The 15,024-nt window shown below is 71.3% G+C and carries 10 protein-coding genes; 5 read left to right on the plus strand and 5 right to left on the minus strand.

Annotation, left to right across the window (positions count from 1 at the left end):
• Positions 1 to 10: 10 nt before the first annotated feature.
• The 4 genes from IEZ13_RS15690 to IEZ13_RS15705 all read right to left on the minus strand — a co-directional run bounded on the left by IEZ13_RS15690 (position 11) and on the right by IEZ13_RS15705 (position 8,593).
• Positions 11 to 6,085, minus strand: a complete 6,075-nt coding sequence (locus IEZ13_RS15690) for a polymorphic toxin-type HINT domain-containing protein (RefSeq protein ID WP_229794718.1) — start codon at positions 6,083 to 6,085, stop codon at positions 11 to 13.
• 146 nt (positions 6,086 to 6,231) lie between these two features.
• Complete coding sequence (locus tag IEZ13_RS15695; RefSeq protein WP_183221842.1) at positions 6,232 to 6,987, minus strand: amino acid ABC transporter ATP-binding protein; 756 nt, start codon at positions 6,985 to 6,987, stop codon at positions 6,232 to 6,234.
• The gene (locus IEZ13_RS15700; RefSeq protein WP_183221841.1) at positions 6,987 to 7,781 is read right to left on the minus strand and encodes an amino acid ABC transporter permease; all 795 of its coding nucleotides are present in this window, start codon (positions 7,779 to 7,781) and stop codon (positions 6,987 to 6,989) included. The genes IEZ13_RS15695 and IEZ13_RS15700 overlap by 1 nt, the downstream gene beginning before the upstream one ends.
• Complete coding sequence (locus IEZ13_RS15705; RefSeq protein ID WP_229794719.1) at positions 7,778 to 8,593, minus strand: basic amino acid ABC transporter substrate-binding protein; 816 nt, start codon at positions 8,591 to 8,593, stop codon at positions 7,778 to 7,780. Before IEZ13_RS15705 ends, IEZ13_RS15700 begins: the two co-directional genes overlap by 4 nt.
• 148 nt (positions 8,594 to 8,741) lie before the next feature.
• Here IEZ13_RS15705 and IEZ13_RS15710 point away from each other — a divergent pair, with 148 nt between their 5' ends.
• On the plus strand, positions 8,742 to 9,473 hold the full coding sequence (locus IEZ13_RS15710; protein ID WP_183221840.1) for a S1 family peptidase: 732 nt from the start codon (positions 8,742 to 8,744) through the stop codon (positions 9,471 to 9,473).
• Positions 9,474 to 9,513: 40 nt separating this feature from the next.
• Here the strand turns inward: IEZ13_RS15710 and IEZ13_RS15715 are convergent, their stop codons facing one another.
• Positions 9,514 to 10,302 carry a DUF2249 domain-containing protein gene (locus tag IEZ13_RS15715; RefSeq protein WP_183221839.1) on the minus strand — a complete coding sequence of 263 codons (789 nt, stop codon included), beginning with the start codon at positions 10,300 to 10,302 and terminating at the stop codon, positions 9,514 to 9,516.
• 56 nt (positions 10,303 to 10,358) lie between these two features.
• Between IEZ13_RS15715 and IEZ13_RS15720 the strand changes: the two genes are divergently transcribed.
• The 4 genes from IEZ13_RS15720 to IEZ13_RS15735 all read left to right on the plus strand — a co-directional run bounded on the left by IEZ13_RS15720 (position 10,359) and on the right by IEZ13_RS15735 (position 15,012).
• Positions 10,359 to 11,069 carry a helix-turn-helix transcriptional regulator gene (locus IEZ13_RS15720; protein WP_183221838.1) on the plus strand — a complete coding sequence of 237 codons (711 nt, stop codon included), beginning with the start codon at positions 10,359 to 10,361 and terminating at the stop codon, positions 11,067 to 11,069.
• Positions 11,070 to 11,081: 12 nt separating this feature from the next.
• Positions 11,082 to 11,870 (plus strand): hypothetical protein, encoded by a 789-nt coding sequence (locus IEZ13_RS15725; protein ID WP_183221837.1) that lies wholly within the window; start codon positions 11,082 to 11,084, stop codon positions 11,868 to 11,870.
• A gap of 284 nt (positions 11,871 to 12,154) precedes the next feature.
• A complete protein-coding gene (locus IEZ13_RS15730) occupies positions 12,155 to 13,693 on the plus strand; it encodes a TIGR02677 family protein (RefSeq protein ID WP_183221836.1) in 1,539 nt (512 codons plus the stop codon).
• Positions 13,690 to 15,012, plus strand: coding sequence for a DUF2398 family protein (locus IEZ13_RS15735; RefSeq protein ID WP_183221835.1), 1,323 nt, complete (start codon positions 13,690 to 13,692; stop codon positions 15,010 to 15,012). The genes IEZ13_RS15730 and IEZ13_RS15735 overlap by 4 nt, the downstream gene beginning before the upstream one ends.
• Positions 15,013 to 15,024 lie beyond the last annotated feature (12 nt).

The raw sequence follows: 15,024 nt of genomic DNA on the forward strand, positions 1-15,024 counted from the left end.
TCGATCGGCATCAGCTGTAGGGGCGCAACCAGCCCTTGGCCCGCCAGACGCTCACCGCCCTCATCTGCGAGAACGAGCAGGCGGCGCAGTGCGGGAAGAGCCGTTGCGTGGTGCCCGGCGGCACGAAGAACGAGACGGGCTGGTGGTCGGGGATCCACCATCCGGTCTTCGTGCCGGGCAGCGGCACCCCGCAGGTGTGGCAGCCGTACCGGTCGCCGATCTGGTTGAGGAAGAAGCGCTGTCCCTCGTCGAAGGTCTGCGACCGGCTGCGTGAGGCGATCGACCGGGCCGCGTACGGGCCGGGCACGAACAGGCCGCCGCCGGTCTCCAGCCAGAACTCGTCGGACTCCGACACCTGCCGGAGCGGGCAGGCGGCGCCGACCTGTCCCCGCAGGTCGATGAGGCCGGGGTCGTTGTCGTTGTGGTTGAGTGCCGCGATGCCGGACGGCGTACGGACGTAGTAGGTGTGGATGTCGGCGACGGTCAGGTTGTGGACGGTCGTGTGCTCGCCGCGCACCTCGACCGCGAGGACCTCGACGTCGCGGCCGGTGGTGTCGCGCAGCCGGTCGCCGTCGTGCACCTCGGCGGCCGGCACCCAGCCGCGCCCGCGCACCCAGAACGGGTGCCCGCCGGTGGCGGTGAGCTCCTCGCCGTCGCCGGTGAGGGTCAGGTCGACGAGTGTCTTGTCGCCGGTGCCCTCGATGGCCGCGGTGACCTGCCGGCTCGCGCTGCGCCCGGTCTCCGGGTCGGTGGCGAGCACCGCGTCGCCGGGGCGGACGTCCTCGATCGGTTCGGCCGTGCCGTCGGCCATCACCACCAGTGTTCCGGCGGCGAAGGAGTTGCAGCCTTCCTTGCGCTGCTGTTTCTTGGCGCCTTCGGTGGCCTTGCGGGTGGTCTGTTTGGCCTGTTGGCCGGTCTCCTTCGCGCCGGAGGAGGCGGATTCGACGGCCTTCTTGTACTTGTTGGTGTCGGCCGCCTCGTCGGCGGTGGCGCCGGCCCGTTTCAGCTTGCGCGGGATGTTGGCGAGCGCGGCCTTGGCGGATTTCAGTTTCCCGTACGCCTCGATGAGGCGCCGTCCGACGCCGACCGCCTTGATCATCACCTTGGCGGCCTTGAAGAGCTTGCCCCACGGTACGGCCTGCAGTGCCGTGGAGATGCATGCCACGATGTCGCCCTCGGTGACGCAGGCTTTGGCGTCGTTGAAGCCGACCAGGTCGAGGATGAGGTTGACGATCTCGTCGGCGATCTGCTTGACGAACTTGTCGGCCTCGTCGACGAGGTTCTTGGCGTCCAGGTAGCCCGGGTTGTCGACGCATTCCGGGTCGCTGGTGTCGGCCTCGCACTGTGCCGAGGTCTGCGGGTCGAGCGGGGCCGGCGCCTGGTAGTTGGGGTTGTAGATGCTCTCGTAGTGTTCCGAGATCGGGTCGCGGCCGGTCGGGTCGGTCAGCACGCTCGGCCGGTTGTCGGCGTAGGCGTACGCCGAGATCGCCGTGTCGGTGGCGGGCTGGCTGACCGGGTCCTGGGCGTCGAACCGGCCGGTGCCCGGGTCGTAGTTGCGGGCCCGCAGCTGGTAGCGGTCGCCCTGGCTGTCGTCGTGGTAGCCGCCCGCGTACCGCATCGGGTTGTCCGGGGCGGTGTCGGACAGTTTCGTGCCGCCGTCGGTGAGCCCGGTGCCGCGGGCCTTTCCGAACGGGTCGTACCGGTAGGACCATTCGGCGGCGCCGGTGGGTGAGACGACGGCGGCGACCCCGCCGAGCCAGTCCCGGGCGTACGTGTGAGCCCCGTCCCCGGCGAGCAGGGCCAGCGGTGAGCCGGCCGGGTCGTACAGGAAGGACCGCGACGTGCCGCCGGTGCTGTCCACCGCGAGCTGCGGCATGCCGCCCGCGTTGACGTCCCAGGCCCATTTCTGCACGGTCTGCCCGGCGCCGGCGCCGGTGGTCGCCGAGATCCGGTTGCCGGATCCGTCGTACTGGTAGACCGTGGTGACGCCGCTGACCGTCGCGGACGTCATGGTGTGGTCGAGGGCGTAGGTGTAGGTCTCGCCGCCGGTCCTGGTTTGGTTGCCCTCCAGGTCGTACTCGAAGGCGCGGGTGCTGGCCGCGGTGCCGGTGACCGTCTCGCGGGTGAGCTGGTCGGCGGCGTCGTAGGTGTAGGTGGCGGTGGTGTTCTCGCCCGGCGCCACGCGTTTCTGCGTGGCCCGGTTGCCGACCAGGTCGTAGGTGTAGTCGATCCGCTCCCCCGACGCCCCCGCACACGTGGTCGCCCCGTAGCAGGCGGAGGTCAGCCGGTTCGCCTTGTCGTACAGGTAGGCGGTGGTCTCGGTGATCGTCGGCGTCCCGGCCGAGGTGCGCTGGGAGGTGACGTTCGTGGGGTTGCCGGCCGGGTCGAGGGTCAGGTCGAAGCCGGCGACGACCTGGTCGCCCTTGGTGGTGGCGACCGAGGTGAGCCGGCCGGCCCGGTCGTAGCCGCGATCCTCCACATAGCCGGTCGACGACGGGTGCGTGACCCTGGTGAGGTTGTCGGCGACGTCGTAGGTGAAGCCGTACCGGTCGGCGTTGCCGCCCTTGGCCGAGGTGAGCGCGGTGATCCGGTCGCCCTCGTCGTACTCGGCGGTGATCCGGGTCCCGTCCGGGTAGGTGCGGGCGGTGATCCGGTCGTCGTCGTCGTAGCCGTAGGTGAAGACCTCGGCGCCGCGCTGGACCTCGGTGAGCCGGCCGGTCCGGTCGTAGACGCGGTCCTGCACGCCGCCCGGGTCGGCCGAGGAGACGAGCCGGTTCTTCGCGTCGTAGCCGAACGTGTAGGTGAACCCGTCGGCGCCCATCCGTTTGGCGATCAGCCGGTTCAGGTTGTCGTAGGTGTAGAAGATGGTCCGGGCCGGGCGGATCGGGTCCGGGCGGTCCGGTTGATCCGAGTCGACCTGCCGGGCGGTGACCTGCTCGATCAGGTTGGAGTCGGCGTCGTACACCATCTCCCGGCGCCGTCCGAGCGGGTCGGTGCTGACGATCGCGCGGCCGGCCCGGTCGTACTCCAGGCTGGACACGCGGCCGAGCGGGTCGGTCCGCTTGATCACGTTGCCGTTGGCGTCGTACGTGTACCGCGTCGACTGCTGTTCCCCGCTGGCGTCGGGCCCGAGCACCGAGGCCAGCCGGTCCGCGGCGTCGTACGTGTAGCGGGTGATCTGGCTCTTCGGGTCGGTGACCGAGACGACCTGGTTGTTGGCGTCGTAGGCGGTGCGGGTGACGTTGCCCAGCGGGTCGGTGGTGGTCTCCAGGTTGCCGGCCGGGTCGTAGGCGTAGCGGGTGGTGTAGGCGTCCGGGTCGGCGCCGGCCACGTTGCCGCGCGGTTCGGTGATCGACACCGGGCGGCCGTCGTCGTCGTAGCGCCAGGTGATCACGCCGCCGTTCGGGGTGGTCTGCTTGAGCGGGTTGCCGGCGTCGTCGTACTCGATGGCGGCCGCCCCGGAGGCGCCGGTCGATCCGGTGCGCCGGTTGGCCGAGTCGAACGAGTGGGTGAGTTTCTGTCCCTTCTCGTCGGTCATCTCGGTGACGTTGCCGTTGGCGTCGTAGCCGACCTTGGTGGCGACGTTGAACTCGTCGCGCTGTTCGACCGGCCGGTCCATCTCGTCGAAGCCGGTGTCGACCTGCACCCGCTGGCCGCCGGAGCCGTAGGGCCGGTCGGCCTGGATCAGGTTGCCGTTGTAGTCGTAGTGGAAGACCGTGGTGAACAGGGTCTTGTCCGCGCCGGGCAGGTTGCCCCGCGGGGACGTCTCGGTGGCCTGGCGGCCCTCGCTGTCGTAGGTGCGGGAGGTGACGTTGCCCTGCCCGTCGGTCTCGGTGGCGAGCCGCCCGCCGGGCGTCCACGTCTTCGACGTGACGTTGCCGATCGGGTCCTTCACGGTGACGACGCGGCTGTTCCTGTCGTACGTGAGTCGCGTCGAGTTGGCGAGCGGGTCGGTGACGACGACCGGGTTGCCGAGTTCGTCGTAGTCGGTGCGGGACGGCTGGCTCTTGCCCGGCTGCCACACCTCCCGGACGCGGCTCTGCTGGTCGTAGACGATCCGGGTGCGGTACCTGGCCGGGTCGGCACCGGTCACGGTGCCGCGCGGGTCGACGATCGTGGTCATCCGGCCGGTCAGGTCGTAGGTCATCTCGGTGCGGCGGCCGGTCGGGCTGATCTCGGCGGTGCGGTTGCCGTGGGTGTCGTACTCGTACCGGGTGGTCTTGTCTCGCTGGTCAGTGCGGGTGACGACCTGGCCCTTGGCGTCGTACGTGTACTCGTACCCCTTCTGTCCGGGGTCGCTCTGCCCGGTCATCTCGTTGTTGTCGTTGAACGTGTACCGCCACGTGTTGCCGCGCCCGTCCTTGTGCGCGGTCATGTTGTTGCGGTCGTCGAAGGTGTTCTCGGTGGTGTAGGCGAACGGTTCCGGGGCGGTCCGCGACACCGGGTTGCCGTTCGCGTCGTGGCCGGTGGACTCCTGGTTGCCCTTGGCGTCGACGACCAGGTTTCGGCGCAGTCTGCCGTCGTAGCGGTGGTTGACGACGTCCTGGTTGGCGTTGCGGGAGTAGATCAGGACGCTGTTGCGGTAGCCGTCGACGGTCTCGACGCCGTCCGGGTCACGGGTGGTGGCGACCGTGTCGGCGCCGCCGTCGGTGGACGCCTGGGTGGTGAAGGTGGTGGCGCCGCCCTCCGGGTCGAGCTGCCTGACCACCCGGCCGGCGGTGTACTCGTTGCGGATCGCCGGGGCGCCGCGGGCGTCGACGACCTCGGTGAGCAGGCCGGTCGCGCCGTAGCGGTACTGGGTGGTGAAGCCGCGCGGGTCCTGGATCTTGGCGAGCCGGCCGGCCTCGTAGTCGAACTGCGCGGACCGGTTGTCCGGCAGGGTGATCTTGAAGATGCGGCGCAGGTCGCGGCGCCATTCCAGGCGGACCACCCGGCCGGACGCGTCGGTGATGGTGGAGACCAGGCCGTCGGTGTCGTAGGCGAGGGTGACGCCGTGGCCGCGGGCGTTCTTGACCGAGACGAGGCGGCCCTGGGTGTCGAACCGCACCCGGCGCTGGTCCGGGGTGAGCAGTTGCCAGCCGCCGTCGACGGTGGTGAGTGTGGACCGGATGCCGGCCGGGACGTCGAAGGCGCCGTCCGCCCGGCGGGTGTAGACGGCTTCCGATCCGTCCTCGGCGCGGACCCGTACCGAGCCTTCGGCGGCCACGACCTGGGCGTCGTAGGTCCAGCTCCAGCCGGTGCCGAACATGCCGACCGCCGGGTTGGCCGAGGAGTAGTAGCGGCTGGCGGAGAACGGGATGCCGTAGGAGGCCATCACGAAGTCGTGTTCGGTGCGGGAGAACGCGCCGGTGGCGGTGTTGACGCCGGCTCCGCGGATGGCCTGGCCGTTGAGGACCGGCCCGAGCACGGTCGGGCATCCGCAGCCGACCGCCTGGCCGGCCGGGAGCGCCGGCGGCACGTCGGTGGTCCGCGGCTCGGCCGGGTTCGACGGCGGTGACGCGGCCTCCGACCCGTCGGCCTGGACGACGGTGATCACGGCGTGGTATTCGCGGGCCGGGTTCAGGACCCAGCCCTCGGCGGCGCCGAGGCTGCGGCAGAACTCGCGGGGTGTCCCGCAGTCGGCGACGTCGTTCTGGCCGAGGTCGGCCGAGCGCTGTTCGGCGCCGGATGCGACGTCGGTGACGGTCACCCACCAGCGGGCCCAGGACTGCGGGTTGCCGCGGTCGAGGTCGCCGTTGAAGTAGAGGACGAGTGAGGTGTCGCCGAGCAGGTAGCCCGGCCGTAGCAGCGGGTCGACGGCCTGGAGCACGGCCGGTTCGGCGGTGCGTGCGGCCACCGCGGCGGACACCGGTTTCCCGGCCGCCTCGATGGCCGGCGGCACGGCCGGAGCGGTCACTCCGTCGGAGAGACCATGTCGTGGTGCGGCTGAGGCGGGCACGCCGCGCTGCACCGGTCCCTGTCCGGGTACGGCCACCGGCGCTCCGGGTGCGGCGACGGCGAGCCGTGGCGTACCGGTGAGCATGGTGACGATGAGAATCAGTGTCAGGGCATGGCAGAGCAGCCGGAATGCCGGCAGTGTCTTCACGATGCGCCCCCGCGCAGTGGATGGACAAGCCGCCAGCCACCCTCACGGACATCGATGTGTACGATCAACCCCGTTTCCCGGGAGCGCTCCCACTGACCTGGGGTCAATCCCCCTTACATCTATAGATTTCGATTCTTACAGGTGGTTCAGTCCGCCGGGCGCACCCGTGTCGGCTCCAGCACCCGGTGCAGGAACTCGCGGGTGCGTTCCTCGCGGGGCCGGCCGAACACCTCGGCGGGCGGACCCTGCTCGACGATCACGCCCGCGTCCATGAACACCACCCGGTTGGCGACCTCCCGGGCGAACGCCATCTCGTGCGTCACCACCAGCATCGTCATGCCCTCGCCGGCCAGAGCGCGCATCACCGCCAGCACCTCCCCGACCAGCTCCGGGTCCAGCGCGCTGGTCGGCTCGTCGAACAGCATCAGCCGCGGGCTCATCGCCAGCGACCGGGCGATCGCGGCCCGCTGCTGCTGGCCGCCGGACAGCTGCGCCGGGTAGGCGGCCGCCTTCTCGGCCAGCCCCACCCGTCGCAGGTTCTCGGCGGTGATCCGGTCGGCCTCGGCACGGCCGCGTTTGAGGACCCGCCGCTGCGCGATCGTCACGTTCTCCCGGACGGTCAGGTGCCCGAACAGGTTGAACTGCTGGAACACCATGCCGATGCCGCGCCGGACCGCGTCGATGTCACAGTCCGGGTCGGTCACCTCCACCCCGGCCACCCGGATCGTCCCGGCGGTCGGCTGTTCGAGCAGGTTCACACAGCGCAGCAGCGTCGACTTGCCCGACCCGGACGGCCCGATCACGCAGACCACCTCGCCCGGCTCCACCGCCAGGTCGATGCCGCGCAGCACCTCCAGGGCGCCGAACGACTTGTGCAGGCCCTCGATCTCGATGGTGGACATCAGCGTTCCCTTCCGGCGCGGCGCTCCAGCCCGCGGACCAGCTGCGACATCGGCAGCGTGATCAGCAGGTAGAGCAGCCCGGCCACCACCAGCGGCGTCGGGTTGACCCGGGTGTTCAGCGTGTCGCCGGCGAACTTGGTCAGCTCGATGGTGGTCGCCGTGACGCCCAGCACGTACACCAGGGAGGTGTCCTTGGTCAGCAGGATGATCTCGTTGGTCAGCGGCGGGATGACGATCCGGAACGCCTGCGGCAGCACGATCGAGATCATCGCGCGGGTGTGCGACATGCCGAGCGTGCGGGCCGCCTCGAGCTGCCCTTTCGGGACGGCCTGGATGCCGGCGCGGATGGTCTCGGCCATGTAGGCGGCGGCGGTCAGCCCGAGGCCGACCGTCACCGACCCGTAGACGCCGCCCGGGATCTCCCGGTCCGGAAACGCGAGCGGCACGCCGTACCCCACCATGAACAGCACCAACAGCGCCGGCAAACCCCGGAACAATTCGATGTACGCGGTCGCGAACCACCGGTACGGCGGGATCGACGACAACCGCATCAGCGCCAGGATCAGCCCCAGCGTCAGCCCGAACACGAACGCCAGCAGCGTGTAGACGATCGTGTTGCGCAACGCCACGGTGATCGCCCCGGGGAACATGCCGCGGGCGATGTCGAGCCGGAAGAACGCCTCGGACAGGCGCCCCCAGTCGGCGGCGGCCACCACGACGGCGATCACCAGGGCGAACACGAGATACCCGACGGCCTGGGCGATCCGTCGGCGGCGGCGGGGACTCAACCTCATGAAGTGGGCTTGTCCCCGATCCAGGTGGCGTAGATCTTGTCGTACGTCCCGTCGGCCCGCGCCGCCGCGATCGCCTCGTTGACGGTCGTGAGCAGCGCGGTGTTGCCCTTCTTGACGGCGAAGCCGTACTGCTCTCCGGTGTCGAACCCGGCGGCGACGGCGACCCTACTCGGGTTGGCCTTGATGTACTCGTTCCAGACCGGCAGGTCGTTGACCGCCGCCACCACCTGGTTGGTGGCGAGCGCCTGCTGGAGGGCGGCGAGGTCGCGGTAGGAGACGACCTCGATGTCGAGCTTCTTCTCCGCCACCTGCTTCTTGATGTAGTCCTCGCCGGTGGTGCCGCCCTGCACGCCGAGCCGCTTGCCGGCCAGCTCCTCGAGGGTCTTGACCGGGCTGCCGGTGAGCACGGCGAGCGCCTGGGTGGCGTCGAAGTACGGTTCGGAGAAGTCGAGCACCTGTTTGCGCTCGTCGGTGATGGTCATCCCGGCGGCGGCGACGTCGCACTTGCCGGAGTTGAGGTCCGACCCGGACTTGATGCCCTCGAACGGCGTGTCGACGATCTCCTGGGTGACGCCGAGTTTCGTGGCGACCAGGTCGATGAGCGCCACGTCGAAGCCGACGACCTTGCCGCTGGAGTCCTTGGACTGGAACGGCGCGTAGGGAAGGTGGGTACAGGTGGTCAGCACGCCCGATTTGATCAGTGGGACCCCGCTCTCGCTGGTCCCGCCGGTGTCCTCCTTGGCGCACCCCGCGACCAGCACCGCGGCGGCCGCCACAACGACGATCCTCTGGAAATATCCCTGCCTGTTCACCGTCCCAGATTAATCCACAGTGGCCGATTCGGCCGGTTCATCATCCGAACCAGAGGCACCACCTGGGATGTATTGATGAACGTAACTTTCTGGCAATCTTCGTGGCCGGGCACCCCGCCCGTTCCCCCGAAGGCAGAAGGGACGTTCTATGCGCACCCCAGCCCGGATCCTGCTGGCCGCCGTCGTCGCCGTCGCCGGCCTGTTCACGCCCGCCGCCGCCCTCGCCGCACCCGGCGACCCCGGCCCGCTGGTCGTCGGCGGCCAGCCCGCCACCGAGAACTACTCGTTCATGGTCTACGTGTCCGGCTGCACCGGTTCGCTGATCAAGGCGAACTGGGCGGTCACCGCCAAACACTGCCCCACCCCCGCATCGGTACGGGTGGGCAGCGTCGACCGCGCGAGCGGCGGCACCGTCGTGGCCGTCCGCCGGGCCGTCAACCACCCGCGGATCGACGTCAAACTGCTCGAACTGGCGTCGTCGGTGACCCACGCGCCGGCCCCGATCCCGACCGCCTCGGGCGCGGTCGGCACCGCCACCCGCATCATCGGCTGGGGCCAGACCTGCCCGACCCGCGGTTGCGGCTCCACTCCCCGGGTCGCCAACGAGCTGAACACCTCGATCGTCGCCGACAGCCGCTGCTCGGGCATCGACGCGGCGTACGAGATCTGCACCAACAACACCAACGGCACCGCCGGCGCCTGCTACGGCGACTCCGGCGGCCCGCAGGTGCGCCAGGTCAGCGGCCGCTGGGCACTGATCGGCGTCACCAGCCGCGCCGGCAACAACAGCTCCGTCTGCGCCACCGCCCCGTCCATCTACGGCGACCTGCCGTCCATCCGCGCCTGGGTGAACACGCAGGTCGGCGGCCTACCCGCCTGATCCCCTCGGCCGGCGCGGAGTCCGCGCCGGCCCTCGGGCGTCAGACCGCGACGGTCACCCGCTCGAGACGGATCTGCCACACGTCCGGCCCGTTCTGGAGCCATTCGACGGCCACCTGGCCGTGGTAGCGGGCGTCGATCTCGGCGAGCAGCGGCATCGGGGCGTGCGGCGCGACCAGGACCAGCGCCCCGTCGGCCGGGAGCGCGTCGATCGCCGCCAGCACCCGGGCGTGCCGCTGCCCGTGCGGCAGGTCGCGGACGTCCAGGCGCGGGTCGATGCTCAGCACCGCGGGCTCTCCTTCGCTGGGCGCGTCCCCACCGCAGCCGCAGTGGCCGCCGCAGCCCTCCTGCCCGCCGCCGCCGATCAGGTCGTGCATGCCGTCGAGCAGATCGGCCAGGCTGACGTCGCCGGCGGCCACCAGCAGGGGTACGACCAGGTCGTTCTCCTTGGCCAGATGCGTGGAGAAGACGGCCTGCAAGGCGCGGGCCGCGGCCGCGGCGGCGACCGGCGCGCTGGTCTCCTCCAGTTCGGCGACCAGGGCCGCGATGGTCCGGTGCTCGTCGAGCATGCCGTCGACCAGCAGCCGCCCTCCGGGCCGGGCGGCGGCCGCCGGGTACAGGGCGTTCTCCTCGGCGTACGCGTGGGGCAGCAGTTCGGTGTGCAGCCAGCCGAGAAGGGCGTCGCGGTGGTGCCAGACCTGCCGCAGGCCGCCCATCTCCGCGGCCGCGACGAGGTCGGTGACGTGCCCGGTCAGCGCGGCGGCCAGTTGCCGGTGGTGGGTCACCACGGCCTGGGCGGCGCGGGCGTCGGCGTCGGTGTTGTGGGACATGAGCCCTCCTGGTTTCAACGCTGTTCTGCGTTATAACGTTATTGACCGTGGAAACCATGCGAGTAGGGCCGAACGGCGGGACTACGGAAACTCCCCGGCACCGGGCCCTGGGGTCGGACAGCCGGGTGACGATCCTGGGGCTGATCCGGGAGGCGGCCGGCGGCCTGACCGCCGCCGACGTCGCCGCCCGGACCGGTCAGCACATGTCGACGACCCGCGTCCACCTGGAGCGGCTGGTCGACGCCGGCCTGCTGGTCAAGGCCCGGGCGAGCGGTGGTCTGCCCGGCCGCCCGGCGTGGCGGTACCGCGCCACCGCGACCGATCCGGTGCCCGCTCCGTACCGGGCGCTGGCCGCCGCCCTGCTGGACCATGTCACCGGCGAGGGCCCGGACGTGCGCGCGACCGCCGGCCGGGTGGGCCGCGACTGGGGCCGGCAGTTGGCCACGGCCTCCCCGCCGACCGGCGACCCGATCGAGGCGGTGACCACGGTCCTGGACGGGCTGGGCTTCGCCCCGTCGGTCCAGCCGGCCACCGAGAGCGGCCAGATCCCGGTGCATCTGCACACGTGCCCGTTCCTGGACCTGGTCGGCAAGAATCCGGACGCGATGTGCGCCCTGCACGCCGGGGTGATCCGCGGCATCCTCGAGAAGCACGGCGCCCCCACCGACGGCGCCACCCTGGAGCCGTTCGGCGCTCCCGCCGCGTGTGTCGTCCGTTTGCCCCCACCTGATGCAATGGCGCGCGTTGAAGATCACCTAGACGGGTAGGGGGCCCCGCCGGTGCGGACCATCAGGCTGACCATGCTCACCATGACCCTGGCCACGGCGGTGGTCCTGACTTCCAGCCCCGCCGTGGCGGCGCCGAAGAAGCCGGTGAGGATCACGTTCGCGGCATCCGCCACCGCCGCCGTCCGCGGCAGCACCGTCACCCTGACCGGGCGGGCGCACTACAACGCGACCGGCAACAAGGCCCGGGTGGACGTCTACTTCGCCAGGACCGGCGCCGGCTACCGGCTGCTGACGTCCACCACGGCGAACGCACACGGAAACTTCCGCAAGACCGTGACGGCCACGACGACCGGCATGTACAAGGCCGTCTACCGGGGCAACACCAAGCGCAAGCGGGCGACCGCGGCCGACGCCCTCACCGTCTACATCAACCAGACGGTGACCAAGACGATCTTCTCCCACAGCGAGGAGGGCGTCGACTGCGGCGCCCCCCGGCCCAACGCCTGCACCTTCGCCGGCCCGACGATCACCATCGCCGACACCCCGATCACGGTGACCGGCAAGAGGGCGTGCGCAACGCCGAAAGCGGGCATGACGATGGCGTTCACCGACTCACCCACCAACACGCTGCCCCCGAGGAGCCCCGACAACTCGATGTCCGGCCCCGGCTGGGTCACCCGGTCATACCTGTCCCCGGGCACCCTTCCCCTGCCCACCCCGCCGTCGACCACCGGGCACTTCTACGTCAGCGTGGGCGCCAGCCCGTTCGAGAACACAGCCGCCATCTGCGACTGGTCTGTGGTCGCCACCCAGCCCGTCACCGAACGCGTCACCGTCTGAGGAACCGACGCCCGCACACAACCGTCCGTCCTCCCGGGCCGGGCGCACACGGCCGGGCCGCCAAGCCATGTGGCCGAACACGAAAGACGTCGCGTGCGCGGCCACCAGGGCTATCAGCCATGTGGCCGACCACAACACTGCCACCGTGTGTGCCCACCCACCCTCGCGGGAACCACGGCCACCCGTCGCGCATCCGGAACCAGCAGCGCGACCTCGCCCCGCGGAGAGGAAACCCCACTTCCGGGTGTCCGGGGTTTCATGTTTCGGACGGTAGGGTTGGCGCCATGCCGGAGTCGCCGTCGCCGTCTTTCGGGCTGGACGACTTCGGGCTCGACGAACGTCTCCGGCTGTTCAGTTATGTGAATGCCGACAACCGGCTCGCCTACCTGTGGCTGCTGCGCGCGTTCGACACGGCCCGCTCCAGCTACCACGTCGTCCTGCACACCTCCGAGGTGCAGGCGTCGCTGGCCGCCCTGGCGGAGGCACACCACGACTGCCCCGACCCGGCGACCCTGGAGCTGCCGCGTCTGCTGGACGCGCTGGTCGACTGGGGTGTGCTGGACCGCGGCCAGGACGGGGCCCGCGCCGCCACCCTCGCCGAGTACCGCAACCGTCACTCGGTCTACCAGTTCACCGAGGCCGGCTACCGGGCGCACCGGGCCGTCGAATCGGTGCTCGCCGCCGGGATCGACGACAGCACCCTGTCCCGGCTGGTCTTCGCCGACCTGCTCGCCGACCTCAAGGCGCTGGCGAAGGCGAACGAGGACGGTGACGCCGAGGAGGTGTACCGCAAGCTCAACCGCCTGGACCGGGCACTGGCCGACGTCGCGGAACGCGCCGCCCGCTTTTATCACATGCTCGGTGACCTGAGCCGCACCCATGACGTACGCCCGGAGGTGTTCCTCACCCACAAGGACGCCCTGCTCGCACATCTGCGCGACTTCCACGACGAGTTGCAGCGGTACACGCCCCGGCTGCGGGAGGCCGTGCACGAGGTGGAGGCCACCGGCCTGGAGCGGATGATCGAGGCGGCCGCGGAGGCCGACGAAAGGTTGTTCGCGACCCCGGTGGAACGGCTCGCCGACTGGCATCGGCGCTGGCGGGGCCTGCGGTCCTGGCTGGCCCCGGCCGGTGATCAGCCCAGCGAGGCGGACCGGCTGTCGGGTGCCACGATGGCCGCTATCGGTGACGTGCTGGCGCTGCTGCGGCGGGTCACCGAGGCCCGCCGGGGTGGGGTCAGCCGGGAGTCGCAGCTGCGGCACCTGGCGGCCTGGTTCACCGGGGCCGGCTCCGACGAGGCGGCGCACGCGATCTTCGAGGTGGTGTTCGGGCTGGGTTCGCCCCGGCACGTCGGGGTCGGCTATCCCGACCCGGAGGCGATCCCGGGCCGTCTGTCCTGGTGGGAGGCGCCCGCGGTGGAGCTGTCCCGGTCGCTGGTGCAGACCGGCCGGATGCCGGGTCAGGGCAACGGCCGGATCGCCCGGATCGACCGGTCCGAGGGTGCCCGGCGGGCGCTGCGGGAACAGCAGGTCGCCGAGGAGCGCCGGCAGGCGGAGGCGGCGGCCGGTCTGGTCGGCGCGGAGGTGCTGACCGGCGCGCAGGCGTCCGCGTTGCGGCGGCTGCTGGACATCGCGCTGGCCGCGCGGGCGGCGGGCCGCTCGGACGCGCCGCTGGCCGCGGCGGCGTTCGGGGTGCGGTTGACGCTTCAGCCCCGGCCGGGCCGGTTCACGACGGTGCCGACCGAGTCGGGGAACCTGCACCTCGACGGGTACACGCTGACGGTCGAGGCGGCCGGGCACACCGGGGTTCGGCGCGTCGCATGAGGTTCGCCGCCGAGGTGCCCGACATGGAGCTGGCCGACTATCAGCGTGCCGTCCGGCTGCTGCTACGGCATCCGCTGATCACCGCCACGTGGCCGGACGAGAAGGCGCTGCCGAGGGTCCGCCGGTTCTCCGCCGAGCTGCGCAAGGACCTGTCGGAGGCGTTCGGCTACCGCCTCGAATTGCACGGCGGCACGGCCCGTCTGGTGCGGACAGCGGACCGGCTGGAGACCGACCGGCCGGCGATCACCCGTACCGGCCGCCCGTTCGACCGGCAGCGGTACGCGTACCTGTCATTGTGCCTGGCCACCCTGGGCCGCGCCGGCATCCAGGTGACGTTGACGGAGCTGGCCGAGTCGGTGTCCGCCGACGCGAACCGGATCACCGGTCTGGGCCTGGATCCGGACGTCGGCGCGGACCGTCGGGCGTTCGTGGACGCGGTCGCCTGGCTGGAGGAGCGCGGGGTGCTGCGGCTGGCCGACGGTTCCAGCACGGCGTGGGCGTCCGATCCGGGTGCCGGCGAGGCTCTGTACGACATCGCCCGTGACGCCGTGTTCGCCCTGTTCCTGCCGCCGCGGGTGTTGCAGCACATCGACTCGGTGACCGCCCTGCTGGACCGGTCGGTGCAGTCCAGCGGCAACGCGGAGCGGCGGGCGGCGGCGCAGGCGGCCCGTCGGGCGGTGCTGGAGCGGCCGGTCGTCTACTACGACGACGTGCCCGCCGAGATCGGCAACCATCTGCGCGGCCAGGCACTGCCCGCGGACATGTACCGGCTGACCGGATTGCGCCTGGAACGGCGGGCCGAGGGGGTGCTGCTGGTCGACACGGCCGGCTGGTCGGCCGATCGGTTCCCCGGCACCGGCTCGGTGGCGCAGGCCGCGGTGCTGCTGGCGGTGGCGATCGCCGACCGGGTGTCCGATCCGGACGGGCGGAAGGCTCGGCGCATGCCCGTACCGGATCCGGCGGAGGCGCAGGCGAAGCTGATCGGCCAGGTCGACGCGGGCCTGCCCGCCGGGGTCCCGATCCTCACCGACCCCGCACCGGACGGCCCCACCCAGCACGGGACCGAGGCCGACGAGCGACGGCTGCCGCTGGTCACCGACAGCGTGCTGCGCGAGGCGACCGCCGACATCCTGAGACGGTACGGGTCGGCGTTCGGCGCGACGTGGCACACGGACCCGGACCGGCTCCGCACCGAGGCGGTGTCACTGCTCGCCCGGTTCGGCGCGGTCCGTGAGGTGCCCGGCGGGGCGCTGGCCCTGCCACTGATCGGCCGCTACCGCAGCACGATCGCCCAGGTCAAACAACGCACACTCTTCTGATCGAGGACGTCT

Origin of the sequence: Actinoplanes campanulatus, assembly GCF_014647795.1 — a bacterium.
Taxonomy (GTDB): domain Bacteria; phylum Actinomycetota; class Actinomycetes; order Mycobacteriales; family Micromonosporaceae; genus Actinoplanes; species Actinoplanes campanulatus.